The organism is Cruoricaptor ignavus, assembly GCF_014961145.1.
Classification (GTDB): Bacteria; Bacteroidota; Bacteroidia; order Flavobacteriales; family Weeksellaceae; genus Cruoricaptor; species Cruoricaptor ignavus.
Window position 1 is genome coordinate 1,936,130 of the sequence record NZ_CP063145.1, and the last position, 23,383, is coordinate 1,959,512.

Genomic DNA, 23,383 nt, shown 5'->3' on the forward strand with positions numbered 1-23,383 from the left:
ATCTTTGCGAAGATGGTTTTGGTAACGGGCGCTACGGGAATTTTAGGCAGGGTGATTGTGCTGCAGCTGCTGCAACGCGGTATGAAGGTGCGCGCTGCCAAAAGGCCGGGCAGCATACTTTCCGAAGTGCAGGCATCGTGGCGGTTCTACACCGAAAACTACGCCGAACTTTTTGCGGAAATTGAATGGGTGGATGTGGATTTTACAGATGTCAACACTCTGGAAGCTGCGCTGGAAGGCGTTTCCCAAGTTTACCATTGTGCGGCGGCAGTTGGTTTTGACCCAAGAGATGATAGGAAAATTTTCGACACTAATATAAAAGGAACGCAGAATTTGCTGTATGCCGTGGAAAGTTCTTCGGTGGAAAAATTCCTTTTCGTCAGCTCGATTTCCGTGCTAGATGAGCCGAATGAAAAGGGTGAGCTGGACGAGGATTCTGCCTACAATCCTAAGCTGGATCACGCAGCGTACCCGATTTCCAAGCACTTCGCAGAAATGGAAGTTTGGCGTGCCGCAGCGGAAGGCCTGAAGGTCATCGTGGTGGTGCCAGGAATGATTATCGGCAGCGGAAACTGGGGGCAGAGCAGCGGTAGCATATTTTCCACTTACGAGAAAAAAAAACTGATGTTTCCCGGCACTGGCTCTTTTGTAGATGTTCGCGATGTGGCACGCGCATCTATAGAACTTATGGAAGGAAACCACTTTGGCGAGCGCTTTATTCTCATTTCCCAGAACCTTCCTTACCTGCAGGTAGGGAATATGGTGAGGAGAAAGTTAGGACTAAAACCCGCAGCAAAAATACCAGAGAAACCGCTGCATATGCTTGTGAAAATCAGCCCGTTTCTCTCGTGGCTCGTTCCGCCACTGAGGCTAGCAACGCCTTACAATATCAACGCTATGACGGGGATCAACAGGATTTCCAATAATAAAATCCGCGAGACTTTGAAATTTAATTTCATTCCTGTAGATCAAAGTATTGACTTTCATGTAAATAACTATATCGCTGATCATAATTCCAGGAAAAAAATAAATCAATGAACATTGCCGAACTTCTGAACATCAACGCTGAAAAATTTCCGACAAGGCCAGCCATCGGTTTCCAAAAAAACAATGCCTGGAGAGATTTGGACTGGAAGAGGTTCCGCATTCTGGTGTTCAAAATTGCGAATGCGCTGAAGAATGCCGGCGTTCAGCAGGGAGACCGTGTGGCGATTTTTTCGGAAAACTCTGCCGAATGGATTTCCTTCGATCTGGCAATTCTCTGTGTGGGTGCTGTCACAGTCCCCATTTATGCCACCAACGGCAGGGAGGAGGTAAGATATATTTTGGAGGATGCAGATGCTAAAATAATCCTTGCCGGCGGGCAGGCTCAATATGATATTTTAATTGGTTTGCTAGCGGAAGGTGTTGATATTCAGAAGATAATCATTTCGAAAAAATCTGTCTGGCAAAAGGATAGAATCGGCATTTACCTCGAGGATTTTATTGCTACGATGCCGGAGACTTTTGAAATTGTCTCCAAAAATGCGGAAGATCTTGCCACCGTGATTTACACCTCTGGCACTTCCGGGGAGCCGAAAGGCGTGATGCTTTCTCACGGCAATTTCCGAAGCACCTTCCGTGCGCACCACGAATATTTTCGGTTTAAAAACTTCGAGAAGGAACATTCGCTGGCGTTTCTGCCGCTCACTCATGTATTTGAGCGTGCCTGGACGCTGCTCTGCCTGGATGGCGGGGCGAAGGTATCGTTTCTGGAAGACCCAAAGGCTATTGCCGACACATTGCCGCAGGTACGCCCAACGATGATGTGCTCCGTGCCCAGGTTTTACCAAAAAATATATGCCGGCATCCGTGGAAATATCAATAACGGCAGTAAGGCTATTCAGAAACTTTTCCGCTGGGCAATGGGTGTGGGAGCAAGAGCTGCTGAACTGAGGAGAAAGGACAGAAAACTGCCGCCAGTATTAGCAATGCAAAAAAAATTAGCAGATGCTCTGGTTTTCAATAAAATCAAGATTAAACTGGGCGGAAAACTTAGGTTTCTGCCGTGCGGCGGCGCAGCCATTTCTCCCGAAATCACGCGGTTTTTCGATGCAATCGGAATTCACATCATCGCGGGATACGGACTTACGGAAACCACTGCCACTGTAGCCGCCAGCCCGCTCACAGGCTATGTACACGGGACTAACGGCGCCGCATTCGGGAAAACGGAAATACGGATCGGGGAGGAAAATGAGGTGCAGGTGAAGGGCGAAAATGTGATGCTTGGCTACTGGAAGAAACTTGAGGACACGGCGGCCGCTTTCACCCCGGATGGCTGGTTTCGCACCGGGGATGCCGGAGAGCTAGATGAGAACGGGTTTCTTATCATCACAGACAGGATTAAGGATTTGATGAAAACCTCCAACGGGAAATATATAGCACCCCAACCTATTGAAAATCAATTGAGTGAGGATGATTTCATCGAGCAGATAATGCTTGTGGCTGAAGGCAGGCCTTATCTGTCTGCGCTGATAGTGCCGAATTTCCCTTTGCTGGAAAAGGAACTTGCTTCGCTGAGTGTAGAATTTACCAATTGGAAAGAAGTCTTGTCGAATTCTGCTGTTAATGAATTTTATGAAAAAAAAATTGGGGACCTTCAAGCCGCTGCTTCCAAGGTGGATAAAATAAAAAAATTCAAGCTGATGCCGCAGGAATTTTCATTGGAAACCGGCGAAATAACGCCAACGCTGAAAATCAAGCGTAGGATTCTGATGCAGAAATACGCCCAGGAAATTGAGAATTTATACAAATGATTCAGGAAACGGAATTTATTGGAAATCAAGAATTTACAGTTAATGATGCAAAAGTTTTTGCATCCTGCCCGAGCAATATTGCCATCATAAAATATTGGGGGAAATATGAGAATCAGGTGCCTGCAAATCCGAGCGTCAGCTATACTCTGAACAATTCCAAAACCAACACGGAAATTGAATTTAAGGCTGACGAAAATTTCTCTGTTCGGACATTTTTGGCAAATGAAGAAAATTCAAAATTTTCCGAAAAAATTGAGAAATACTTCAAAAGTATCGAACGCTATTTGCCGTGGATTTTGCAGGGCAGTTTTGTAATCAGAACTGAAAATACCTTTCCGCATAGTTCTGGAATTGCAAGCTCTGCATCAGGTTTTGGTGCGATTGCAAAGTGTTTGATGCAAATTGATGAGCTTTTTTGCGGAAAGGTTTCGGACGAATTTCATCTGAAAAAAACTTCTTTTCTTGCAAGATTGGGCAGCGGAAGTGCGGCGCGAAGCATTGAAAATGGACTGATTGTTTGGGGAGAAACACCTGTGGTAGAAGGTAGTTCGGATTTGTTTGCCGTTTCTTTTCCGCCAGAAAAAATCCATCCGATATTTAAGCATTTCAACGATTGGATTCTGCTGATTCACGAAGGTGAAAAAGCAGTTAGTTCTACAGTGGGCCACAGTTTGATGAAAACTAATCCTTATGCAGAACGGCGTTTTCAGGAAGCAAAAGAAAATTTTTTCACGCTTGAAAAAATTCTGAAAAACGGTGATTTACAAGGGTTTATAAAGCTAACCGAACACGAAGCGCTCACGCTACACGCAATGATGATGGTGAGCGATCCGGCTTTCATTTTGATGCAGGCAGGCACCGTGGAAGTCATTCATAAGATATGGAATTTCCGGAAGGAAACTGGTTTGCCACTTTTTTTTACTTTGGATGCCGGTGCCAATGTTCACCTGCTTTTTCCTGAAAATGAAGATTCCCAAAGAATATGCGATTTTATTGAAAATAATTTATTTCAGTTTTCGCAGAAAGGGGGATTAGTTCGAGACTTTATAAATTTTTATTGAAACTTCAATTTTATGAAAATTGGCATTTTAGGCGGCGGGCAATTGGGCAGGATGTTCATACAAAACGCCTTGAAATACGACGATGAATTTTTTGTTTTGGATCCAAATCCGGAATGTTCCTGCGCCAGAATTTCGAAATTAATGGTAGGTGATTTCAATGATTATCAGGCAGTTATGGATTTTGGTCAGGATAAAGATGTGGTGACGATTGAGATTGAGCACATTAATGCCGATGCGCTTTTCGAGCTGGAGGCTCAGGGTGTGAAGGTGATTCCTTCGCCGAAAATCATCAGCATCATCCAACAGAAAATTTTGCAGAAGCAGTTTTACCAGAGCAAAGGCATTCCAACGCCTGATTTTCAGATTGTTCACAGCAAATCCGAAGTGGATTTTCCGCTGCCGTTTGTTCAAAAACTAAACACCGGCGGTTACGATGGAAAAGGTGTGCAACTCATTAGAAATGAGGAAGATAAGGAGAATCTTTGGGATGAGCCTTCCGTGATTGAAACGCTGATTGAAATTGACAAAGAACTTTCCGTAATCGTGGCGAAGAATGAAAGCGGCGTAACGAAAACTTTCCCGGTAACTGAGATGGTGGCCGATCCAGAACTGAACCTGCTGGATTTTAATATTTCGCCGGCTGAAATTTCGGAAAACATACAGAATCAAATAGATGAGATTGCAGCGAAGTTTATTGAAGCGGCAGATTCTGCGGGAATTTTTGCAATTGAATTGCTTCTGGACAAAGCCGGAAAAGTGTGGGTGAATGAAACTGCGCCAAGGCTGCACAATTCCGGGCATCAGTCTCAGGAAGGCAATTCCAACTCGCAGTTTGAGCAGATGTACCGCACACTGAAAAATTTGCCTTTGGCAGATACTGACAATCTGAAATTTTCTGGGATGGCCAACTTGGTTGGTGCCGAAGGTTTCAGCGGAAAAGTGAGGTACGAAGGGCTGGAAGAAGTGCTGAAGATGCCGCAGACCTTTGTACATCTTTATGGAAAAAATATAACGAAACCCGGCAGAAAGATGGGGCACATCAATGTTTTGGGTGAAAGCAGGGCTGAAGTTTTCGAGAAATTAATGAAGGTGAAGGTACTTGTGAAGGTTGTATCAGAATAGTTTTTTAGTATTTGTTGAATTCGCAATAATTCACAATTTCTTGTAAAAATTCGAAAAAGAATGATTGGAATAATAATGGGCAGCAAGAGTGATTTACCAGTGATGTTTCAGGCTGCTGAATTTTTAAAATCGATGGAGATTCCATTTGAACTGACGATAGTTTCTGCACACAGAACACCGGAACGAATGTTCGATTATGCGAAAACAGCTGCAGATCGCGGCATAAAAGTCATCATCGCTGGTGCTGGCGGCGCTGCGCATTTGCCAGGAATGGTGGCAAGCTGCACCGCTTTGCCTGTGATTGGCGTCCCGATTTTGTCTTCCAATTCGATTGACGGTTGGGATTCTATATTGTCGATTTTACAGATGCCGTCTGGAATTCCAGTGGCAACGGTTGCGCTGAACGGTGCGACAAATGCCGGGATTTTAGCCGCGAAAATCCTCGGAACCTCAAATGAAGAAATCGCAAAAAAATTGCAAAATTATCAGGATTCGTTAAAGCAAAAAGTTTTAGATTCTGTTGGGGAAATTCAGAACGAGCATCCTAACTTTTTCGATAAATAAAAAAGCGGCTTGTGAATGCCGCTCTGAAAAGTTTTTAACTGAAATTATTTTAGCGCTTCCAAAAGTGCATCTGCAACTTTCCCTGAAGAAAGCGGATTTTGCCCGGTAATCAGGTTGCCATCCTGCACGGAATGTGGCGCAAAAGGAATCACGGAATTATCAATCTCAGCGCCAAGTTTTTTCATACGGTCTTCCAGCAGGTAAGGCACATTGTCTTTTTTGAAAACCAATGCTTCTTCGGCATTGCTGAAGCAGCTTATCTTCTTGTCTTTCAGGAAGTTAGGCTGATGTTTGGTTGCTGCAATTAGTGCCGCAGGTCCGTGGCACACGGTGGAAATCGGCTTATTATTTTTGTAAAATTCCAGAATAATTTTTCCTGTAGCATCATCATCAGCTAAATCGAACATTGGGCCGTGCCCTCCCGGAAAAAATACGGCGTCATAATCGGCAGCGTTGATTTCGGTAAGCTTTAAAGTATTGCAGAAGGCTAACTGAGCAGCCTCGTCATCGTTGAAGCGGCGGTTAGCGCCAGTAATATTTTCTGTTAGCTGGCTTGTTTCATCAATGGGCGGACGACCTCCAGCCAAAGAAGCTAGTGTGACTTCGTGTCCGGCATCCAGGAATTTGTAATAAGGTTCAGTAAATTCTCCCAGCCAAACACCAGTTTTGGTATTGGTGTTGAGCATATCAGCGTGAGAGGTAATGATAATTAGGATTTTTTTCATAAAATAAAATCTGCCAAGACCTCAGCAAATATTATACCTCTGTTATTATTGCTTCTGAATCCGCAATTGTAGATTTTCACACAACAGAAAAAAGATGCACTTATATTTTGAAAATGGGAGCAGTATTTTAGTATATGGATATTAGAAACAAGCTCACAATCCATCCAGACAAAAAAAAGGTAAAACTAAAGTGGTAATATCTTATCAGTACGAACAGTAGTTAATCCAAAAGAATTTAAGCAGGCACTGTAAAAAAATAAGATGACAATAAGCGGTGGGACTCGAACCCACTCCTACTGGCTAGGCCAGCCGCCGTTCCGACATCATGACTCTACTATATTGCCATCTTGTTTTGCAAACTTATAAAATATTTTACATTGCCAATTATAGCGCAAATTTTTGAAACGAAAAAACCGCTCCTAAAAAGAGAAGTGACCCCGCACTGGGCGGAATTTTACAAAGTTTTTCTTACCAAAGATTTGGGAATGCGAAAGAATAGCGTTTCCACCAACTTGGCAAAAATGAAAAGCATACTAAACCGAGCCTACGCAGCCGGCATCACGAGGCGATCCGGATACGGAATTAAAATTCAGCGAGAAGCGACGGTGCAGATTTACCTTTCCTGGGATGACCTTTCCAAACTTTACCACAGCGAACTTTCCACCGAGGGCAAGGAGAGAATCAGGGATATATTTGTAATGCACTGCCTTTGCGGAATGCGGATCGGCGATTTTTTAAGGTTTCTCCGCAATCCGAAAAAATATATCATAACGGTGGAGGGTAGGGAATTCATCCAATATTTTTCTGAAAAAACCAATGTGGAATCCGTGGTGCCAATTCACACCGTGGCACGGCAGATACTGGAAAAGCACGGCTACAATTTTGGTGAAAAATTCTCCTACCAGCACTACAACTATTATTTAAAAAAGATAGGCGAGGAATGCGGACTGACGGACACGGTACGCCTATATTACACCAAGTCCGGAGAATTTATAGAGGAAAGTGTACCGAAGTTTGTAAAGATTTCCAGCCATACCGCACGGCGCACCTTCGCCAGCCTTGCCGAGCTTGCGAAGATAGACCGGCCTTCGATAATGAAAATCACAGGGCACAAAACCGAGGCGGCGTTTATGAGCTACATAAAGATAAGCAAGCTGGAAAGCGCTCTGGATATTTCTGGCCATCCGTTTTTTTTCAAAGAAATTTAAAATGGATAATTTTGGGCAAAAATTCAGAATGGCGGTAACAGAAGAGATTTTGCGGAAGCGTGAAAAGGTGGCGGACATCCTGCAGCGTGCAAGGGTTCAGCGTGGCCTTACGCAAGAGCAGCTGGCGGAGATGACGGATTTTAGCCGTAGCACGATCATCCGGATCGAGCAGGCAAAATTTTCTCCAAACGCCGACCAGCTGTATGCGCTTTGCGATGCGCTGCAGATAGGGCTTAAAATTGACGAAGAAAAAATATGAAAGGGATTCCGCTAAAAAAAAGCGGAATTTTTTTTTAAAAAAAAGTAAAAAAACTTTAAAAAGTTTGCTTAATACAAACTTTTGTTTTATCTTTGTGGTAACAAAAGCAAAGGGGTTCTTTGAATTTATCGTCTAACAAAAAAGTTTTCAAAATGGAAGATTTAATTGAGAGAGTTTGGGAGCACTCACAAAACAATCCCGAAGGTTTTACGCTGAACCTTGAAACGCTGAGACCTGTGAAATTCGGCATTTCGGTAGCTTACTTCGAAACGCAGAACTCACACGACAAGGAAAGTCTGGAGAAGGTAATCAGCCACGCACTACGGCACGAAAAAATAGTGGGCGGCTGGTTGAATTACGGAAACGGAAAGTTTTACTTCGATTCTGTAAGAATCTTTAAAAATTCGGAGCTTGAAGAAGCGATAGAATTTGCAAAAGATAATGAGCAACTTAAGATTTATGATTTAACTAACTTAAAAGAAATTAACATCGCAAAGGGGTAAAACCCCGCCCCTTTGCCTTTGTTTTTTTAAAAAAAATAAAATGGTTGAAACATTAGAAATTATGAAAGAGCAGGCTGAATCTATCGAAGCCTACAGAAGAATGGGAATTGATATTGATGTTGTGGATGATGTGGTGGTGGTTCATCAGCGCCGGCTGCTGAACGGCTATATATTAAACCAAAAGCAACTTCACGAGCGAGCGAGGGAAATTTTTCCAACAGAAAAAATTCACGCTGATGTTTTCTCGCTGGATGTTTCGCAGATTGACGAAAAATGGATTTTGGATAAGATGGATGAATTCGGTATCAAGCGGAACGATCTTATTAAACAGCTTGCATTGACGAAATCTTACATAAGCCTGCTGTTTGCCGATGATGACAATCCGCGAAAAATCCACCTTTCCAGGCAGACGAAGGCGATGTTTTATTACTACTTCCTTACCTATGAGCTGAACAGGGATTTCCGTGAATATCTGAATAATGAATAATTTGCTAATTTTGCATCGTGATCCGTTCTCATTTTCGGATTTGAAATTGTTTTTAAGGCGGCCGCAAGGCCGCCTTTTTATTGTGCCAGCTTAAGCTGTTTTAGCTTATCATTTTTACGCCGTTCCCTGCCGGTAGCGTAGATGCCTGTAGTTCGGTTGGTGGTGTGGCTTGCGGCGGCCTGCGCCAAAGGTATAATCGGAGCAGCGTCTTCCAACGCATCCAGCTCATCAAGAAACTTATGCTTTAATGTGTAAAAGTCGGCGGTAACTTTTACCGGATTGCCAGCATCGTCTAAAATTTTGCTCGATTTCTTCACCAGCCTATTCCAACGCCGTGTTATCTGGGAAGGTGATATTGCTTTTTCACCTGGTACCAATCCAACGGAAAACAAGTAATCGTCATCGTTTTCCGCCAATTCTAAAATCTCCTTCCAAAAAGGCACGGCATCCAGCGTTATAACTTTCGTCTTCCAAACCGCCTTCCTGCCTTTTTGAATTTGCACCAAGAATTCCTGTTCTTCCAGCCGTACATCTTTCTTTCTGACCTTCATCAGCTCGCTGGAGCGGCCAGCGGAATAGCCGAAAATCATTCTATACCGGTAGAATTCAGGGTAATTTTTTTTCAGGTAAGGGTCGATAAACTTCAGCTGAGAATCGGAAATAATCTCCCGTTGTTTTTCCGGCGTATATTTTTTCTTTCGGATATCACGGCAAGGGTTGTGGTCAGCGCAGCCGTACTCTATAAGCTCGTCAAAAATCCGCTTCAAATACTGCAGGAACTTATTGTATGTATAGTCTGAAAGGTTGAGGAACTCCAAGGAATTCTTAATGTGGTGCAGGCGGATTTCTTCAATGTTCAAAATGTCGTAGTTCAGCGCCTTCATCGCCTTTAAAACATTGTTCACGCACCACTTGATCTGCTTGACATAACTCGCCGATCCGCTGACTTTCTGCAGGGCGGTTTGGAGAGCGGCCTTGGTGTCCATATCCGGTCGCAATTCTGCAAAATCCGAATACATAAAGGTTTTAGTAATGGGGTTGTAATGCTTTTCATCCAGCTGGCTTTCCAGCATCCTTTTGAAATGCTCGGCGGCGTATTTCCGTTCCTGGATGTCTTCGAACTCGTTCACACGCTTCCGGAACTGAAAGCCTTTAGGGTATTGCTCTGCAAATTTCGGGTCGAAAAAACGGCAGGCCACAAACCAATCCTTGTCAAGATCGGATTTGTTCCTAAGGGATTTATAGTTTTTGGGGAAAATAAAAACTTCGGTGCGTGAGCATCCGTTCCGGAGTTCCGTTCTGGGTTTTCTTTTTTTTGTCGGCATCTTAGAGTTACTATTAGAGTTACTATTAGCAACAATTAATGCCCGAAGTTGAGGTGGTAAAAATCGGCAAACCCTTTGTGGCAGTGGGTTTACCAATAGTGAGCGCGATAGGATTCGAACCTATGACCGTCTGCTTAGAAGGCTGTAATTTTTTATTTTCTCTTGTTTTCCTTTATTTTGTAATTAATTGATATTTAATCGATTGTGTAATTTATTTTTTTCTTATGTTATCTATTTTTATCTTTTATTTCGTAAATTTGTGTTACCTATGTGTAACCCAAGATATGAGATTGAACTATGGCAACATCAAAATTAGTTCTTAAAGATAAAGTTCTTTCAAATGGATTGTATCCAATTTTTCTTCGAATTACTAAAGATAGAAAAAGGAAATATATTTCTACCGGATTTTCATGCGAAAAATCTCAATGGAATGATAAAACTTCAGAATTTAGAAAAAACTGTCCTGAATATCAACAAAAAAATGCATCTATTCTTAAACTTAAAAATAGATGTGAAAAAATATTTCTGGATAGTTTTTCTGATGGGAAGGATTTGTCAATAAACGAATTTGAAGAAATTTTTTATGATTTCAAAAGGAATAAAAAAATTACTGTTAATCAATTTTGGGAGAATAAAATTGAAATGCTGGTTAAATCTAAACAAACCGGAAATGCTAGAGCTTATAAAGATGCAAAAAGAAGTTTTTTCAAATTTCTTGGATCTGAAAAAAGTATTGATTTCAAATATATCACCCCATCGCTACTTAATAATTATGAAGTTTTTTTAAGATCAAATAACGGGACTGATGGAGGTATTTCTGTGAAAATGAGGACAATTAGAGCCTTGTTTAATGCTGCTATTAAAGAAAAAATCGCTTCCAAAGATGATTATCCTTTTGATGTTTATAAAATATCTAAATTAAAATCTTCTAGCAATAAGAGGGCTTTAGCAATTGAGGATATGGAAAAAATTAAAAATTTTAATTGTGAAAATTATCCAACATTGCTTAATTCGAAAAACTACTTTTTGTTTAGTTATTTTACTAGAGGAATGAATTTTTATGATATGATGATGCTTACTTGGAGTAATATTGAAAATGAAAAAATTATCTATAAAAGAAGAAAGACAAAAACAAATTTTAGTATTAAAATTACTCCTCCTGTGAGGAAAATTTTAGATTTTTATAAAGAAAATAATAAGAATAATACAAGCTATATTTTCCCAATTTTACTAAGTGATAACTTAACTCCGATGCAAATTGAATATAGAAAAGATAAAGTTTTAAAGAAATTTAATAAAGATTTGAAAAAAATAGCAGAATTGTGTGGAATTGATGCAAAAATTACCAGTTATGTAGCAAGACATAGCTTTGCAACAAATCTAAAACAGAAGGGTATTTCGACAGATATTATTTCTGAAGCAATGGGACATCAAAATGTTTCAATTACGCAGGTCTATCTTAAAGATCTTGAAAGTTCGGTTATTGATGAGGCGATGGAAGTTTTATTGTAACTAATTCTTTATACCTCTATCGTGTTGTAAAATAATTTACTATTCTCTTTTATTACTTAAATAGTCTTCCATCTCTTGCTCTATTTCTGAAGTGGATTTAGTACTATTACTTGTTAGCCATAAATCTATTTTTTTTCTTTCAAAAAATAAGACTTTTCCATTAGGTTTAGAGTAAGGGATAAGGTTTTTATGAACTAATTTGTATATATAGGATTTTCTTAATCCTGTATAGTGTGAAAGTTCTTCCACATTTAGAATATCTTTGAGTCCGAAAATATATTTTTCTATACGATCGAGTTTTTTTATGATTATTTCATTTTCTATATGCATGGTTTTATTTTGAAATTTGATAAAAATTTTTCTGATTGAAAAGTCGAGTATATGCTTTAATAAATTATAGAAATTTTTCTATTTTTTAATGAGTTCAATTAGAGAAGCTACTTGTTTCATACTATCTGATAGCTGATCCTGGCAGGTCTTCAATCGATCACTAAGCTCACGCTGCATTTCCTGATAACCTTTCTGGATGTCAATCATATTGGAAAACTCACTATGGGAAATAGTAACATTTCCACTGATGTTCCCATTAATATTGCTGTTTACATTGTTGCCGTTACCGTTATGGTTAGACTGGTGATTGGTTTTTAGCATTGATCCAATTTCAGAAATAAACCACTCCGGGCTTAAATCATCGTAAGTAGATAGTATTTTTTCTATAGTGTCAGAGTTTAATCCGGAGTTATTCTTAATCGCCCTTCCGATTAATCCGTTCGATAACCCCGCCTCCACAGTAATCCTGTTTGGGTTTAAGCCTTTGTGCGCCATATAGGCTTGAAGCCTTTCTGTGATTGTCATGATATGTAAGATTTTATTTTTGTTTAAAAGCTTTATTTGTATAGATTAAAATCTATATATTTGCAATGTTTTTACAATGCAAATATAGTTAAAATAATATATTACAATGCAAAATAACATGAAAGTATCTTTTTTAGACAATTAACACTATTTTGTAATATAGGAGCTAAAGTTAAGATACTGAGGAACGGAATACATTAAAAATAAAAAACATAAAATGGAAGATTTAAGCAAGCCTTTATGGCAATTAACCATTGGAGAGTTTGTAGAATTATTAGACTCCAAAATTCCTTCAACAAAAACAGAAGAAGCAGACTCCGAAACTCTGAATAAAAACTACGTCTACGGACTTGCCGGCTTAGCCAAAATTTTAGGCTGCTCAAAAAACCATGCCAGCAAGCTCAAAAGCACGGGGATGTTTGATGAGGCCATCATCCAAAATGGCAGAAAGATTATCATTGACTCAGAGAAGGTATTAAAATTATTCAATAAAAACCTATGAAAAACATAAACCCTAAAACCCCGATTTGGAAGCTTACTGTAGAGGAATTTATAGATGTTTCGAACCAGATACAAAGAGAAAGTAAATATACCTTTGGCTTGCAAGGTTTGGCAGATCTTTTAGGCTGTTCTGTTTCCACGGCATCAAAAATAAAATCATCAGGGATATTAAAAGGTGCCATCTTTCAGAGAAAGCATTTAATCGTTACCAATAAGGAGAAGGCGTTAAAGCTTTTTGACGAAGCATCATAGGCGATGTATTATTCGGAACTCATCCATAAATTTTGGAAATTCAATGAAAAAATCAACATCGGGGCCACTGCCATTGCGATGTACCTCTACCTTTTAAAGTTAGCAAAAGATGCCAACGGATATGCAATCACGGCTTCCGATGTCGCAGTAGGCAGGGCTTTGGGCATAACCAGAAAAACCGTGAAGGCCACCAAGCAGAAATTAAACAAACTCGGACTCATTGAGTATGGGACTAAAAATGGCATCTCCGGATCATACAGGATTATTGTGGATTATCCTTTCCGGGAGGCCGGGGCTGTTTGTCGCAAAGAGACGGAGCGGAAGAAATATAGCAGGGATAAGAAGCCTGAAGAGGAAACTGCTTTAACGCCTTACCATCAAAAACAAAAGCGAAATGATAAGGATAGCAATAGGAATCTCAATTTAACTGAGGGAGAACTCCCGCAAACCAGTATGCCAAATATTGGGCACCAATCCCGCATTCCCACTTTGGATGAGTTTTTAGAATATGCCCAGACCCTGGACGCCTTCGTGCCACCGCTTCACTCTGAACTAATCCAAAAGTATAGCTTCTGGAAAGGCAATGGGTGGAAGAACAACTCCAATCGTCCCATTACCAATTGGAGGCTAGCCTTAAAACAGCTATTGCCGTATATGAGGGAGAATTCAAATCAAGAATTAAATGCAATTCTACCAATCCCCAACATCAAAGTCCCCGAGGAATTAGGCCGTAATTAGAAATTATAATAGACATTATTCTATATCGAGATAGCAGAATGACCGTGCCAGAGAAGGATTCAAAAATCATCCGAAAGCAATTTGAATCGCCCAAAACGACCGAGCCAGAAAAAATTCGGTTGGGCAATTCTTTTGCAGATGATTTCCTTTTTGAAGGGGCGGAAGCGGCGGATATTCCCATCAATGCCTTACGGGTTATATTCAATATCGTTTCTATAATCGGCAGCGAACAATTCCGCCCGCAGGACAGGCCTAAGCAGCTTTCATTGTTTGAGGATGAATTTGAAACCGAAAACAATATTTTTGTATCCCTTAAAATCCCGAACTATAAAATATCTCCTAGCGGTTCCACTAAACAGGTGGTAGAGGCTTATGAATTCCTCGCCAGGTTTAAGATGGGCTGGTACAAATCTACAAACCGGCAGGGTAAAGAAATCAAAACTTTCGGGGGGCTGATCTCCACGCCCGCCTACGACCAGAGGGGACACACCCGCTTTCTCATAAGCAGCTACTGGCTCAAAAAGCTCTTGGTCATTCCTGAATATAACTATGTTCTGTATAATCTGGTGTACCATATCCGGAATAATAAGCACATCCTTCTGGCGATATGGTTAACGAAACTTCCCAAGGAAGGCGTCCGGCTAAGACTTTCCACTTTAAATAAAAAATTTGGATTAAACTATAGAACCGCGAACGACTTCTGCTCCAAATTTTTAAAACCCGCAAAGCTCAAGTTTAACCAATACAACGACCGCACGTTTCTTTACCATTATAAAGGCGATTTCATTACGATAATTCCTTTTGCCAATCCAAACCCTATGGCCGAAAAGAGCATTGAAATTTCGCAGGATAAAAAGTCTGTCAACAGAAGGCTGCTTTACTTCCGTAAGCGCTATGGACTAAAAACAGAGGAAATGCAGCGGTTTTCCTATCAATACCAAAACATTGCACAAACCAGGGAGCTTATAGAGAAAGCTTTTAAACGATTTGTCAGGGTCAGCCGGCACAACAATATCAAGTCAACTGAGTGGCAGGGAAAAGCGTTCTTGCACCAGATTCAAGGCTTCATTATTGAAATTTATGGTGAAACCAAATTGGGACAACTATTACCGAACGGGTATCCCGTTATTGTATGAATTCGGAATTGCACTCCTGCGCTTTTCGGAATTGCACTCTTAAAACTTAAGGAAATGTTAAAATCAAAATTTTTACCGACCTCTTTTCGGAATTGCACTCGTGTCCCGATTGAAGAACCGAAAAAACCTGTGGATAACCCCATGAAATTGTGGATAAAATCGGAAATTAGGCCAAAATTAAAAAATCAATTCGGAATTGCACTCCTGCGAAAAACAGCCTTTTTTCGGAATTGCACTCTTGATTTTTCGGAATTGCACTCCTGTGATTTTCGGAATTGCACTCCTGCCAAAAGTGGCTCTATCGCCTTGCTGAAAGGCGATAACGAGAATCATTAAAAGTATTATAAAAGTAATAAAAAAGCTTTTTTTATTTAAAAGGAAAATGTGGAAAACTCAATTGCTCTAAAAACAAAAAAATGAATTGTAAAACCATCAAGGAAAAAGTCGACATCCGTACGGTTTTGGAGTCCTTTGGAAAATTTCCGGCGAAAGAACATTCAAAGACGGCATTTTATTTCGCCCTGGATCGCGAAGAAGAAAAACCCAGCCTTTGTGTAGATTTTGAGAAGAATATGGCATTCGACTTCGGAACCGGCAAGAGCTATGATGTAATTTCCATCGTTCAGCAGTTAAAAAAATGTTCTGTTTCGGACGCTTTGAAATACCTGTCTCAATTTGTGGTTCTCAACCAGAATTTTACTCCAAAAACACTCACTCCCAAACCGGAAAATTATCAAATTCTCAACGTTCAGGAAGTTAAACATCCGGCATTGTTGGATTATCTGAAATCCCGCAAAGTCCTTGAACAAAAAGATTTAGTAAAAGAAGTCCATTACCAACTTGGCGGAAAACAAGGTTTTGGAATTGGTTTTCAAAATAATTCCAAAGGCTTTGAAATCAGGAATGCTTATTCAAAAATTTGTCTTGGGAAAAAGGATATTTCCTTTATTCAAACGGAAACGGAATACAAAGAAATAGCCCTTTTTGAAGGTTTCTTTGATTATTTAACCTTCCGAAATTTAGAACAAGACAATACACCGAGTTGTGATTATTTGATTTTAAATTCTACGGCGATGTTTTTCAAAGCCGAAGAAATTTTGAGGGGATATGATAAGATCTTACTGTTTTTGGACAACGACAACAATGGAATTTCTCTAAAAACAAAAATCAAAAACCTTTACTCAGATGTGGAAGATTGTTCTTTGGTATATCATGATTTTAAGGATTTGAATGAGTGGTTTATCTCAAAAAAAATTTTATAAAGGTTTGATTTCATTAGTTTCGTTAACAGAACCTTGCTCTTCGAAGATTGAATTTATTTTTAGTTGAATTACTTTTCTATTAGATTTATAACGAATTTCTAAGAAAAAAGCTAAAGTAACTATAACCTCCAATTCCTCTAAATTGCTGACATTACAATATTTTTGTTTATCCTGTCCCCCAAATTTCGACCACGGTTAAGCAGATTTAAGTTTGTTGGTTGGTTCAAAAATAAACAAATCTTTTGGTTTTTGATGATTAATTCCTTGGTGTCTTCTTTGGTTATATTCATCAATAAAATCTCTAATACCATCTCTCAATTCCCATGCTGATTCTATTGCATACAAGTAAATGTAATCATATTTTATCGTTCTAAAAAAGCGTTCAATATAAATATTGTCCGTAGCTCTACCTTTTCCGTCCATCGCTGATTTTTATGCCATGTCCTTCCATGCAATCTAGCCAGTTTGATGAAGTATACTGGCTCCCTTGGTCGGAGTTAACGATTTCAGGCTTGCCATATTTCTTTATCGCCTCATTCATCGCCGAAGTCTGGGTTTCCATCTCCAAAGTGTTGGAAAGTTGCCAGCCCACAATATAGCGGCTATACACATCGATAATCGCCGTAAGGTACATAAAGCCCCTTTTCATCGGGATGTAGCTGATGTCTATCTGCCAAACCTGGTTGGGTCTTTCTATTTTTAAACCCCTCAAAAGATACGGTCGAATATAGCTTGTCTTGCCCAATTTACTCAAATTTCTTTTAGGGTAAATGGTGGCGATGCCCATCACCTGCATCAGGCGGCGAACCCTCTTCCGGTTCACGCTAAAGCCCATTTCCTTGAGTTCCCGGGTGATCCTTCGGATGCCAAAACTGGGATATTTCAGGTGGATTTTATCGATTTCCGTCATCAATATTAAATTTGCATCGCGTTCTCTTTGCGGACTATAATACAAATTACTCCTGTTGATGCATAGTAAATCGCACTGTTTGCGGATGCTCAGCCGGTGCTTCCTGTCTATCATTTCCTGTCTTTCCTTTATTCCTCGAGCATCCCTAAGTTTTTTTTAGAAAATCGATTTCTATCTGCAGCTGCCCGATTTTCTGATAGAGCTTTTCCTCTTTCCCGGCGGAGTGTTCTTTTTTCTTTTCTAAAGCAAAAACCTGCTCGGACTTGCTTAAAAATTCCTTCTTCCAGTTTTGGATTTGCTGGGGATGGACTTCGAACCGGGAGGCTAATTCTGCCAACGTTTGCCTTTCTTTCAGTGCTTCGAGGGCAACCTGTGCCTTGAAGCTTGGAGTAAATTTTCGTCTTTGTTTTTTCATCTTTTTACGAGTTAAAATTAATTCTTTTTTTTAAACTTAACTCGTGGTCTGAGTTTAGGGGTACATTATAGTTTTAAATTTTCAGATTCTGATTTATTGATGTCTCTTACTGAAAAGTAAATCTTGTACTCACTACTAATCTTTTCCAGTTTTAATTCTTTAATTTCATTATCTTGAGGTTCAGTGAATTTAAATTTAGGCAAATCTTCTTCTTTTATGATATATAAAACATTTCTTAGATCGGTTGAAGGTAGATAAATAATGTTATCTTTATGATCACTATTCTGTAATATTCCTTTAGATTCATATTCCAAGTTAAAAGCAATTATTTTAATATTATTTTTGTTGCTCAATATTTTATCAAGTGCATCTAAAAGACTGTTATTACTGATTAGATATTGTTCTGTTCTTGCCATTAAAAATGAGTTAGGAATATATTTGTTCAAATGGTAAGAAACCAATGAGCTAGCCAAAATACTATCATAATTCATATGTGATATATCTCCATCTGTAAAGGCAGATTTTCTAAGTAGTGTAGTCGATCCTCTTAAATATGATTTAATATCTTTTTCAGTTTCTGGGAAATCATCTTTGTTGCTGATTTTTTCAAATTGTTCAAACCCTTGTTCTAAAATTTCTTTTGAGGAATTTTTAAATTCTTTAATTTTAACTTGTGATAAGTCTGCAGTAGTTTTTTTGCTTTTAATATTACTGTTAATATTTGCTTCTAACCCACTAATAAACTTATCAATTTCCTCAAATTTATTGGTGTATGTATCATAAAGATCAAGCTGTATTAAGGTATTCTTTTCTTTTAAAACTTCATTTAAACAAAATTTAAAATATCCTATGCATTTCTCCCAATCATATAATTTTAAAAGGTCATTTGGTAATTGAGGTTGATCTGTAGCGTTATTATAATAAAGCGTTTTTGCAATACTAAATTGTCTTATAAATAAAATACATATATACTTACATATAGAAAAAGTGACTCCATCTCGAACTCCTAAATTATTTAAATTTTGAAAAGGATATTTATTAAATCCAATAAAATTTCCTAAATGATTATTCTCATTATAAAACCACTCAAACCAATAAAAAATATCATTCATAGTATATTATCCTGTCCCCCAAATTTCGACCACGGTTAAGCAGATTTAAGTTTGTTGGTTGGTTCAAAAATAAACAAATCTTTTGGTTTTTGATGATTAATTCCTTGGTGTCTTCTTTGGTTATATTCATCAATAAAATCTCTAATACCATCTCTCAATTCCCATGCTGATTCTATTGCATACAAGTAAATGTAATCATATTTTATCGTTCTAAAAAAGCGTTCAATATAAATATTGTCCGTAGCTCTACCTTTTCCGTCCATGCTGATTTTTATGCCATGTCCTTCCATGCAATCTAGCCAGTTTGATGAAGTATACTGGCTCCCTTGGTCGGAGTTAACGATTTCAGGCTTGCCATATTTCTTTATCGCCTCATTCATCGCCGAAGTCTGGGTTTCCATCTCCAAAGTGTTGGAAAGTTGCCAGCCCACAATATAGCGGCTATACACATCGATAATCGCCGTAAGGTACATAAAGCCCCTTTTCATCGGGATGTAGCTGATGTCTATCTGCCAAACCTGGTTGGGTCTTTCTATTTTTAAACCCCTCAAAAGATACGGTCGAATATAGCTTGTCTTGCCCAATTTACTCAAATTTCTTTTAGGGTAAATGGTGGCGATGCCCATCACCTGCATCAGGCGGCGAACCCTCTTCCGGTTCACGCTAAAGCCCATTTCCTTGAGTTCCCGGGTGATCCTTCGGATGCCAAAACTGGGATATTTCAGGTGGATTTTATCGATTTCCGTCATCAATATTAAATTTGCATCGCGTTCTCTTTGCGGACTATAATACAAATTACTCCTGTTGATGCATAGTAAATCGCACTGTTTGCGGATGCTCAGCCGGTGCTTCCTGTCTATCATTTCCTGTCTTTCCTTTATTCCTCGAGCATCCCTAAGTTTTTTTTAGAAAATCGATTTCTATCTGCAGCTGCCCGATTTTCTGATAGAGCTTTTCCTCTTTCCCGGCGGAGTGTTCTTTTTTCTTTTCTAAAGCAAAAACCTGCTCGGACTTGCTTAAAAATTCCTTCTTCCAGTTTTGGATTTGCTGGGGATGGACTTCGAACCGGGAGGCTAATTCTGCCAACGTTTGCCTTTCTTTCAGTGCTTCGAGGGCAACCTGTGCCTTGAAGCTTGGAGTAAATTTTCGTCTTTGTTTTTTCATCTTTTTACGAGTTAAAATTAATTCTTTTTTTTAAACTTAACTCGTGGTCTGAGTTTAGGGGTACATTATATATGGTAATAATTCATATTTTGGTGGTTGCTGATTTGTATGGTTGAAAATATATCTTAAAGCTTCATAATTTTCACTATATAATAATAGCCCCCCTAAAGCATAATGAAATTCTAAAAATCTTTTTCTTTCGTTTTTTCTGTTTTCGACAATTTCATTGTTTTCTATAAAAAAATTATGATGCTCATCAATCTTATGAATAGGAAAAATATCTTCTAATTCTGTCCAAAAATATTGATGCGAATGTGCCCAAAATAATTCGATAAATTTGGGATTATTCCTTATTAAAGTTACATTGTACCAAAGTCTCTCATATGTTTTTTCAGAAATTTTTATTTTTTGAAAATCATTGGGAATGAGAAGACTTCCATTTACCGCACTGTTCTGTAGATTCGATAATTTGTTTTTAGTATTATCAGTACATTCTCTAACTATCCTGCTAATTATATCGTAATAATCAAAAGGATATTCTAAACCTTTTTTAATTTTGTCTTTCATTATACTCTTTTCTAAATAGTATGCAATATTCCATATAAAATTTTAACAAGTCCTCTTCAATCCTAATATCTTGTTTGTCAATTGCAGATATTGCAATATCATTAATCGATTTTAATATGATTTGTTTGGCCTCTGTAGACTTTGAATTCTTAAATTTTTTAATTAAGTGCTTGTAAGCTCCCCATTTTCAGTACACTTCAAAAGTAGAATTTTTTCTTGATATTTTACTGCTGTTGTTGTCGGATGTGGAAAAGCGGTCAGGAAAAGCGCTGACCTTAGCCTGGGATTGCTGTCCATTTTTCCACATCACAGGTGATAAACCACCCAATGAATCATGCGGCCTTTCGTAGTTGTAATCCTTTACCCATTCCTCGGTAACGCTTCTTACTTCATCCAGGGTTTCAAATATATAGGCATTGAGTATCTGATCGCGGTAGGTTTTATTAAAACGTTCGATATAGGCATTCTGTGTGGGTTTACCTGGTTGAATGTATGCAAAACCAATCTCATTTACCCGGCTCCACACTTCAGCAATATTCGCTATAAACTCAGGACCATTATCCATGCGGATTTTCTCAGGCTTTCCATAGCGGTTCACCAGATGGTTCAGTATCCAGATCACCCGCGAACTTTTCAAGCTGTAATCTGCCTCAATGTGGAGGATTTCCCGGTTGTAATCATCAATCACATTAAAACTGCGGAACTTTCTTCCGTTGGAGAGAACATCGCTCATGAAATCGATGCTCCAGGTATGAGTGAATGTTTCCGGCACCTCCAACGGCGTTTTTACTCTGGCAGGAAGACGCTTCTTTACCTTTCGACGCAAGGGAAGCTTCATTTCCTTATAAATTCGGTGCAGCCGCTTATGATTGATTTTTTCACCCCGGTTGCGCAGGCGGTAATAGTACTTCCAGAAACCTTCCCTGGGATGGCTCTGTGTAAGCTGTTCAAGCTTCATCATCACCGTAGAATCATCTCTCAGCGAGCGGTAATGAAAACTGCTTCTGCTTAATTTTAGCACGCGTAAAGCCTTGCCGGAATCCTTCGGACGGAGCTTATGGATCTCCATGACAATCTCCCGTTTCCGACAAGGCTTTAGAGCTTTTTTTCGATAATGTATTTAGCTACGTCAAGTTCCATTGCCAGATTGGCGTACATGCGCTTGAGGCGGGCATTCTCTTCTTCAAGCTCTTTCACCCGCTTAAGCTCACTGGCCTCCATCCCGTTGTATTTCTGGCGCCACTTGTACAAAGTGGCTGTGCTGATGCCGTTTTCCCTTGCCAACTCCTCGGCACTGCGGCCTCCGGAAAACTCCTTTAAAATACCTGCAATCTTTGCAGGACTGAATGTGCTCTTTTTCATTGTCTTGATTACGATTTAAAGTTAATAATTTTATACTTTTAAACCGTACTGTTTTCGGGGGAGCTTACAACATAAAGACCACATTGAAATAATGTTATTTTTTTATTAAGGCACTTTATTGGTTTATTAAAAAATTCTTTTTCAAACACTTGAGTTATGTATTCGGATTTATACCTGTCCCCAATATCAGATGTCTCTTTTAAAATAATAGGATAGGCAATAGTCATAATCCCGACTATAATTGGTGTTAAAATTCCTATAATACTACTTATTTCCATTTTTTTAATATTTTTTTTCAAATGCTTTTGCCATCAATTCCTGTTCGCCTCTTGAAATACCTATTTCTGTAGCGACATTTCTCCAGTTTTTTACGGAACCGAAAACTTCATCAATGGTTTGATTCATGTCTGTAATATTTAATCCGAAGTATTCTCCAACGCTTTTGGCTAATTCTATATCTAGGTCATTTTCATCATAGTTGATGTTGAGTGATAAGCCATTTTTATCAACAGAAGGGTTAAGGTCGTAAGCCGGAGACAATATCCAGCCGTTTTCAGTTAGGATAAATCCGTGGTTTCTCAAATGATCATCGGTGTTGGAAATGGCAATATTAAAGACAATTCTTCGCCAGAGTTGTTTGAGGTTGTTGTCTATATCTGTACCGTTGTTCATGAGAAACTCTGCAATATCAAGATAACTCGCTGTGTGTTCTTTCAATTTTTCTTCATTATTTCCTGTCATCGTCATTGCAGAAGAAAAGTGGATTCTTTGCCTTCCTTTTCTGTCAAATCTTTTGGTAAAAAAAGTATGATGAGGGTGGTTTATTTTCTCTATTTTGCTTTCAGACATTTCAATACCGCAATCCAGGGCCAACCGATAAGCCAAAAATTCCCAAGCACCTTTGTTGATGGTGTCATTTTTTGAAGGAAATTTTGCAATCCAAAGTTCGTTCTTTTCATCCAAGATATTAGCTTTTGGTCTTGCACCGCCGAGGGAAGAACCCGGAGCAATGAGAATTTCCAACCATTGTTTAATGTGCTTTTCGTCTTCGTTTTCCAATTGAGATACGGCATATTGCAATTCTCTAACAGATGTCCAGGGCGGAGTTGGATAATCTTGATTATTATCCAAAAAATCTCCGTTTAAATCAGTTTTGAAACGAAGCGCTCCAATTCTGGTTTCATCATAAACACCTAATAGATAATCAATATCGTATAAAATTTTAGGAGTTTCATCGAGTTCTTTAGCAATTTGTAAAGCTCTCCGCTTCATCAAAGTTCTGCCCCAGGTATCTGGCATACTGTCTAAAAAAACACCAAAATTTTCTTTTCCATTAGGAAACTGTTTCCCTGAAAATAACTGAATATCCGGATCTAATAAAAATTTATGAGGAGATAATAACCATTGTTTATCATACCCGAAACTAAAGGATTTTCTCCCTTTTGCAAATTGTGCTGTAAGGACTCCGATAAGCGTAGGTTCTTTAATACCCATCCAATCGGCAAACACGAAAATATCTGTTTTTGTGGTTGTTGCCATTCTTTGTGA

28 protein-coding genes and 1 pseudogene are annotated in these 23,383 nt (G+C 38.9%); 15 read left to right on the plus strand and 14 right to left on the minus strand.

Annotation, left to right across the window (positions count from 1 at the left end):
* Nucleotides 1-12 precede the first annotated feature (12 nt).
* Genes IMZ16_RS09350 through purE form a run of 5 tightly spaced genes read left to right on the plus strand, consistent with a single transcriptional unit; the run spans nucleotide 13 to nucleotide 5,542 of the window.
* Nucleotides 13-1,038 carry an NAD-dependent epimerase/dehydratase family protein gene (locus tag IMZ16_RS09350; protein WP_193439814.1) on the plus strand — a complete coding sequence of 342 codons (1,026 nt, stop codon included), beginning with the start codon at nucleotides 13-15 and terminating at the stop codon, nucleotides 1,036-1,038.
* Nucleotides 1,035-2,795, plus strand: a complete 1,761-nt coding sequence (locus IMZ16_RS09355; protein WP_193439815.1) for an AMP-dependent synthetase/ligase — start codon at nucleotides 1,035-1,037, stop codon at nucleotides 2,793-2,795. The genes IMZ16_RS09350 and IMZ16_RS09355 overlap by 4 nt, the downstream gene beginning before the upstream one ends.
* Nucleotides 2,792-3,856 carry a diphosphomevalonate/mevalonate 3,5-bisphosphate decarboxylase family protein gene (locus tag IMZ16_RS09360; protein WP_193439816.1) on the plus strand — a complete coding sequence of 355 codons (1,065 nt, stop codon included), beginning with the start codon at nucleotides 2,792-2,794 and terminating at the stop codon, nucleotides 3,854-3,856. The genes IMZ16_RS09355 and IMZ16_RS09360 overlap by 4 nt, the downstream gene beginning before the upstream one ends.
* Before the next feature lie 12 nt (nucleotides 3,857-3,868).
* Nucleotides 3,869-4,978: a 5-(carboxyamino)imidazole ribonucleotide synthase gene (locus IMZ16_RS09365; protein ID WP_193439817.1), complete on the plus strand. Its 1,110-nt coding sequence runs from the start codon at nucleotides 3,869-3,871 to the stop codon at nucleotides 4,976-4,978.
* A gap of 60 nt (nucleotides 4,979-5,038) precedes the next feature.
* Complete coding sequence (purE, locus tag IMZ16_RS09370) at nucleotides 5,039-5,542, plus strand: 5-(carboxyamino)imidazole ribonucleotide mutase (RefSeq protein ID WP_193439818.1); 504 nt, start codon at nucleotides 5,039-5,041, stop codon at nucleotides 5,540-5,542.
* A gap of 44 nt (nucleotides 5,543-5,586) precedes the next feature.
* On the opposite strand, the gene IMZ16_RS09375 is transcribed toward purE, so the two are convergent.
* A complete protein-coding gene (locus IMZ16_RS09375) occupies nucleotides 5,587-6,267 on the minus strand; it encodes a type 1 glutamine amidotransferase domain-containing protein (RefSeq protein WP_193439819.1) in 681 nt (226 codons plus the stop codon).
* 377 nt (nucleotides 6,268-6,644) lie between these two features.
* Here IMZ16_RS09375 and IMZ16_RS09380 point away from each other — a divergent pair, with 377 nt between their 5' ends.
* The 4 genes from IMZ16_RS09380 to IMZ16_RS10395 all read left to right on the plus strand — a co-directional run bounded on the left by IMZ16_RS09380 (nucleotide 6,645) and on the right by IMZ16_RS10395 (nucleotide 8,724).
* A complete protein-coding gene (locus IMZ16_RS09380) occupies nucleotides 6,645-7,475 on the plus strand; it encodes a site-specific integrase (RefSeq protein ID WP_193439820.1) in 831 nt (276 codons plus the stop codon).
* A 28-nt stretch (nucleotides 7,476-7,503) separates the two neighbouring features.
* Nucleotides 7,504-7,734: a helix-turn-helix transcriptional regulator gene (locus IMZ16_RS09385; RefSeq protein WP_227411507.1), complete on the plus strand. Its 231-nt coding sequence runs from the start codon at nucleotides 7,504-7,506 to the stop codon at nucleotides 7,732-7,734.
* A 152-nt stretch (nucleotides 7,735-7,886) separates the two neighbouring features.
* A complete protein-coding gene (locus IMZ16_RS09390) occupies nucleotides 7,887-8,237 on the plus strand; it encodes a hypothetical protein (protein WP_193439822.1) in 351 nt (116 codons plus the stop codon).
* 40 nt (nucleotides 8,238-8,277) lie between these two features.
* Nucleotides 8,278-8,724, plus strand: coding sequence for a hypothetical protein (locus tag IMZ16_RS10395; protein WP_227411508.1), 447 nt, complete (start codon nucleotides 8,278-8,280; stop codon nucleotides 8,722-8,724).
* A 77-nt stretch (nucleotides 8,725-8,801) separates the two neighbouring features.
* Here IMZ16_RS10395 and IMZ16_RS09400 read toward each other — a convergent pair whose 3' ends face one another.
* Nucleotides 8,802-10,049, minus strand: a complete 1,248-nt coding sequence (locus tag IMZ16_RS09400) for a tyrosine-type recombinase/integrase (protein ID WP_193439823.1) — start codon at nucleotides 10,047-10,049, stop codon at nucleotides 8,802-8,804.
* A gap of 297 nt (nucleotides 10,050-10,346) precedes the next feature.
* On the opposite strand from IMZ16_RS09400, the gene IMZ16_RS09405 reads away from it, so the two are divergent.
* Nucleotides 10,347-11,561, plus strand: coding sequence for a site-specific integrase (locus IMZ16_RS09405; protein ID WP_193439824.1), 1,215 nt, complete (start codon nucleotides 10,347-10,349; stop codon nucleotides 11,559-11,561).
* Between the two features lie 39 nt (nucleotides 11,562-11,600).
* On the opposite strand, the gene IMZ16_RS09410 is transcribed toward IMZ16_RS09405, so the two are convergent.
* Nucleotides 11,601-11,891 (minus strand): helix-turn-helix transcriptional regulator, encoded by a 291-nt coding sequence (locus IMZ16_RS09410; protein ID WP_227411509.1) that lies wholly within the window; start codon nucleotides 11,889-11,891, stop codon nucleotides 11,601-11,603.
* Between the two features lie 78 nt (nucleotides 11,892-11,969).
* Nucleotides 11,970-12,416, minus strand: a complete 447-nt coding sequence (locus tag IMZ16_RS09415; RefSeq protein WP_193439825.1) for a hypothetical protein — start codon at nucleotides 12,414-12,416, stop codon at nucleotides 11,970-11,972.
* A 217-nt stretch (nucleotides 12,417-12,633) separates the two neighbouring features.
* Here IMZ16_RS09415 and IMZ16_RS09420 point away from each other — a divergent pair, with 217 nt between their 5' ends.
* The 5 genes from IMZ16_RS09420 to IMZ16_RS09440 all read left to right on the plus strand — a co-directional run bounded on the left by IMZ16_RS09420 (nucleotide 12,634) and on the right by IMZ16_RS09440 (nucleotide 16,305).
* Nucleotides 12,634-12,918 carry a DUF3853 family protein gene (locus IMZ16_RS09420; protein ID WP_073179589.1) on the plus strand — a complete coding sequence of 95 codons (285 nt, stop codon included), beginning with the start codon at nucleotides 12,634-12,636 and terminating at the stop codon, nucleotides 12,916-12,918.
* Nucleotides 12,915-13,169 carry a DUF3853 family protein gene (locus IMZ16_RS09425; RefSeq protein ID WP_193439826.1) on the plus strand — a complete coding sequence of 85 codons (255 nt, stop codon included), beginning with the start codon at nucleotides 12,915-12,917 and terminating at the stop codon, nucleotides 13,167-13,169. The genes IMZ16_RS09420 and IMZ16_RS09425 overlap by 4 nt, the downstream gene beginning before the upstream one ends.
* Before the next feature lie 3 nt (nucleotides 13,170-13,172).
* Nucleotides 13,173-13,907: a helix-turn-helix domain-containing protein gene (locus tag IMZ16_RS09430; protein ID WP_193439827.1), complete on the plus strand. Its 735-nt coding sequence runs from the start codon at nucleotides 13,173-13,175 to the stop codon at nucleotides 13,905-13,907.
* Between the two features lie 38 nt (nucleotides 13,908-13,945).
* Nucleotides 13,946-15,043, plus strand: coding sequence for a hypothetical protein (locus IMZ16_RS09435; protein WP_193439828.1), 1,098 nt, complete (start codon nucleotides 13,946-13,948; stop codon nucleotides 15,041-15,043).
* A gap of 572 nt (nucleotides 15,044-15,615) precedes the next feature.
* Complete coding sequence (locus tag IMZ16_RS09440) at nucleotides 15,616-16,305, plus strand: toprim domain-containing protein (RefSeq protein ID WP_227411510.1); 690 nt, start codon at nucleotides 15,616-15,618, stop codon at nucleotides 16,303-16,305.
* Nucleotides 16,306-16,500: 195 nt separating this feature from the next.
* Here IMZ16_RS09440 and IMZ16_RS09445 read toward each other — a convergent pair whose 3' ends face one another.
* From IMZ16_RS09445 to IMZ16_RS09495, 10 genes and pseudogenes are all read right to left on the minus strand, one after another.
* A complete protein-coding gene (locus IMZ16_RS09445) occupies nucleotides 16,501-16,728 on the minus strand; it encodes an integrase core domain-containing protein (protein ID WP_193439830.1) in 228 nt (75 codons plus the stop codon).
* Complete coding sequence (locus tag IMZ16_RS09450; RefSeq protein WP_193439831.1) at nucleotides 16,712-17,329, minus strand: IS3 family transposase; 618 nt, start codon at nucleotides 17,327-17,329, stop codon at nucleotides 16,712-16,714. Before IMZ16_RS09450 ends, IMZ16_RS09445 begins: the two co-directional genes overlap by 17 nt.
* A gap of 31 nt (nucleotides 17,330-17,360) precedes the next feature.
* Nucleotides 17,361-17,630: a transposase gene (locus IMZ16_RS09455; RefSeq protein WP_193439832.1), complete on the minus strand. Its 270-nt coding sequence runs from the start codon at nucleotides 17,628-17,630 to the stop codon at nucleotides 17,361-17,363.
* Between the two features lie 65 nt (nucleotides 17,631-17,695).
* The gene (locus IMZ16_RS09460; protein ID WP_193439833.1) at nucleotides 17,696-18,742 is read right to left on the minus strand and encodes a hypothetical protein; all 1,047 of its coding nucleotides are present in this window, start codon (nucleotides 18,740-18,742) and stop codon (nucleotides 17,696-17,698) included.
* A gap of 35 nt (nucleotides 18,743-18,777) precedes the next feature.
* On the minus strand, nucleotides 18,778-19,623 hold the full coding sequence (locus IMZ16_RS09465; RefSeq protein ID WP_262891542.1) for an IS3 family transposase: 846 nt from the start codon (nucleotides 19,621-19,623) through the stop codon (nucleotides 18,778-18,780).
* A 13-nt stretch (nucleotides 19,624-19,636) separates the two neighbouring features.
* Nucleotides 19,637-19,906: a transposase gene (locus IMZ16_RS09470; protein ID WP_193439832.1), complete on the minus strand. Its 270-nt coding sequence runs from the start codon at nucleotides 19,904-19,906 to the stop codon at nucleotides 19,637-19,639.
* Nucleotides 19,907-19,960: 54 nt separating this feature from the next.
* Complete coding sequence (locus tag IMZ16_RS09475; protein ID WP_193439834.1) at nucleotides 19,961-20,473, minus strand: hypothetical protein; 513 nt, start codon at nucleotides 20,471-20,473, stop codon at nucleotides 19,961-19,963.
* 301 nt (nucleotides 20,474-20,774) lie between these two features.
* A pseudogene (locus tag IMZ16_RS09480) lies at nucleotides 20,775-21,835 on the minus strand (IS3 family transposase); the annotation flags it as partial.
* A gap of 38 nt (nucleotides 21,836-21,873) precedes the next feature.
* Entirely contained in the window at nucleotides 21,874-22,113 is a 240-nt protein-coding gene (locus IMZ16_RS09490) for a hypothetical protein (protein WP_193439837.1), read from the minus strand.
* Between the two features lie 4 nt (nucleotides 22,114-22,117).
* Nucleotides 22,118-23,374 carry a type II toxin-antitoxin system HipA family toxin gene (locus IMZ16_RS09495; protein ID WP_193439838.1) on the minus strand — a complete coding sequence of 419 codons (1,257 nt, stop codon included), beginning with the start codon at nucleotides 23,372-23,374 and terminating at the stop codon, nucleotides 22,118-22,120.
* Nucleotides 23,375-23,383: the final 9 nt, after the last annotated feature.

Bases quoted from the DNA above. Each gene is read 5' to 3' on its own strand.
- IMZ16_RS09355 (WP_193439815.1), top strand. From the start codon at position 1,035: ATGAACATTGCCGAACTTCTGAACATCAACGCTGAAAAATTTCCGACA.
- IMZ16_RS09390 (WP_193439822.1), top strand. From the start codon at position 7,887: ATGGAAGATTTAATTGAGAGAGTTTGGGAGCACTCACAAAACAATCCC.
- IMZ16_RS09470 (WP_193439832.1), bottom strand. From the start codon at position 19,906: ATGAAAAAACAAAGACGAAAATTTACTCCAAGCTTCAAGGCACAGGTT.
- IMZ16_RS09365 (WP_193439817.1), top strand. From the start codon at position 3,869: ATGAAAATTGGCATTTTAGGCGGCGGGCAATTGGGCAGGATGTTCATA.
- IMZ16_RS09475 (WP_193439834.1), bottom strand. From the start codon at position 20,473: ATGAAAGACAAAATTAAAAAAGGTTTAGAATATCCTTTTGATTATTAC.
- IMZ16_RS09405 (WP_193439824.1), top strand. From the start codon at position 10,347: ATGGCAACATCAAAATTAGTTCTTAAAGATAAAGTTCTTTCAAATGGA.
- IMZ16_RS09455 (WP_193439832.1), bottom strand. From the start codon at position 17,630: ATGAAAAAACAAAGACGAAAATTTACTCCAAGCTTCAAGGCACAGGTT.
- IMZ16_RS09350 (WP_193439814.1), top strand. From the start codon at position 13: ATGGTTTTGGTAACGGGCGCTACGGGAATTTTAGGCAGGGTGATTGTG.
- purE (WP_193439818.1), top strand. From the start codon at position 5,039: ATGATTGGAATAATAATGGGCAGCAAGAGTGATTTACCAGTGATGTTT.
- IMZ16_RS09415 (WP_193439825.1), bottom strand. From the start codon at position 12,416: ATGACAATCACAGAAAGGCTTCAAGCCTATATGGCGCACAAAGGCTTA.
- IMZ16_RS09450 (WP_193439831.1), bottom strand. From the start codon at position 17,329: ATGATAGACAGGAAGCACCGGCTGAGCATCCGCAAACAGTGCGATTTA.
- IMZ16_RS09490 (WP_193439837.1), bottom strand. From the start codon at position 22,113: ATGGAAATAAGTAGTATTATAGGAATTTTAACACCAATTATAGTCGGG.
- IMZ16_RS09385 (WP_227411507.1), top strand. From the start codon at position 7,504: ATGGCGGTAACAGAAGAGATTTTGCGGAAGCGTGAAAAGGTGGCGGAC.
- IMZ16_RS09425 (WP_193439826.1), top strand. From the start codon at position 12,915: ATGAAAAACATAAACCCTAAAACCCCGATTTGGAAGCTTACTGTAGAG.
- IMZ16_RS10395 (WP_227411508.1), top strand. From the start codon at position 8,278: ATGGTTGAAACATTAGAAATTATGAAAGAGCAGGCTGAATCTATCGAA.
- IMZ16_RS09360 (WP_193439816.1), top strand. From the start codon at position 2,792: ATGATTCAGGAAACGGAATTTATTGGAAATCAAGAATTTACAGTTAAT.
- IMZ16_RS09445 (WP_193439830.1), bottom strand. From the start codon at position 16,728: ATGGACGGAAAAGGTAGAGCTACGGACAATATTTATATTGAACGCTTT.
- IMZ16_RS09495 (WP_193439838.1), bottom strand. From the start codon at position 23,374: ATGGCAACAACCACAAAAACAGATATTTTCGTGTTTGCCGATTGGATG.
- IMZ16_RS09440 (WP_227411510.1), top strand. From the start codon at position 15,616: ATGGCATTCGACTTCGGAACCGGCAAGAGCTATGATGTAATTTCCATC.
- IMZ16_RS09430 (WP_193439827.1), top strand. From the start codon at position 13,173: ATGTATTATTCGGAACTCATCCATAAATTTTGGAAATTCAATGAAAAA.
- IMZ16_RS09400 (WP_193439823.1), bottom strand. From the start codon at position 10,049: ATGCCGACAAAAAAAAGAAAACCCAGAACGGAACTCCGGAACGGATGC.
- IMZ16_RS09460 (WP_193439833.1), bottom strand. From the start codon at position 18,742: ATGAATGATATTTTTTATTGGTTTGAGTGGTTTTATAATGAGAATAAT.
- IMZ16_RS09420 (WP_073179589.1), top strand. From the start codon at position 12,634: ATGGAAGATTTAAGCAAGCCTTTATGGCAATTAACCATTGGAGAGTTT.
- IMZ16_RS09435 (WP_193439828.1), top strand. From the start codon at position 13,946: ATGACCGTGCCAGAGAAGGATTCAAAAATCATCCGAAAGCAATTTGAA.
- IMZ16_RS09375 (WP_193439819.1), bottom strand. From the start codon at position 6,267: ATGAAAAAAATCCTAATTATCATTACCTCTCACGCTGATATGCTCAAC.
- IMZ16_RS09410 (WP_227411509.1), bottom strand. From the start codon at position 11,891: ATGCATATAGAAAATGAAATAATCATAAAAAAACTCGATCGTATAGAA.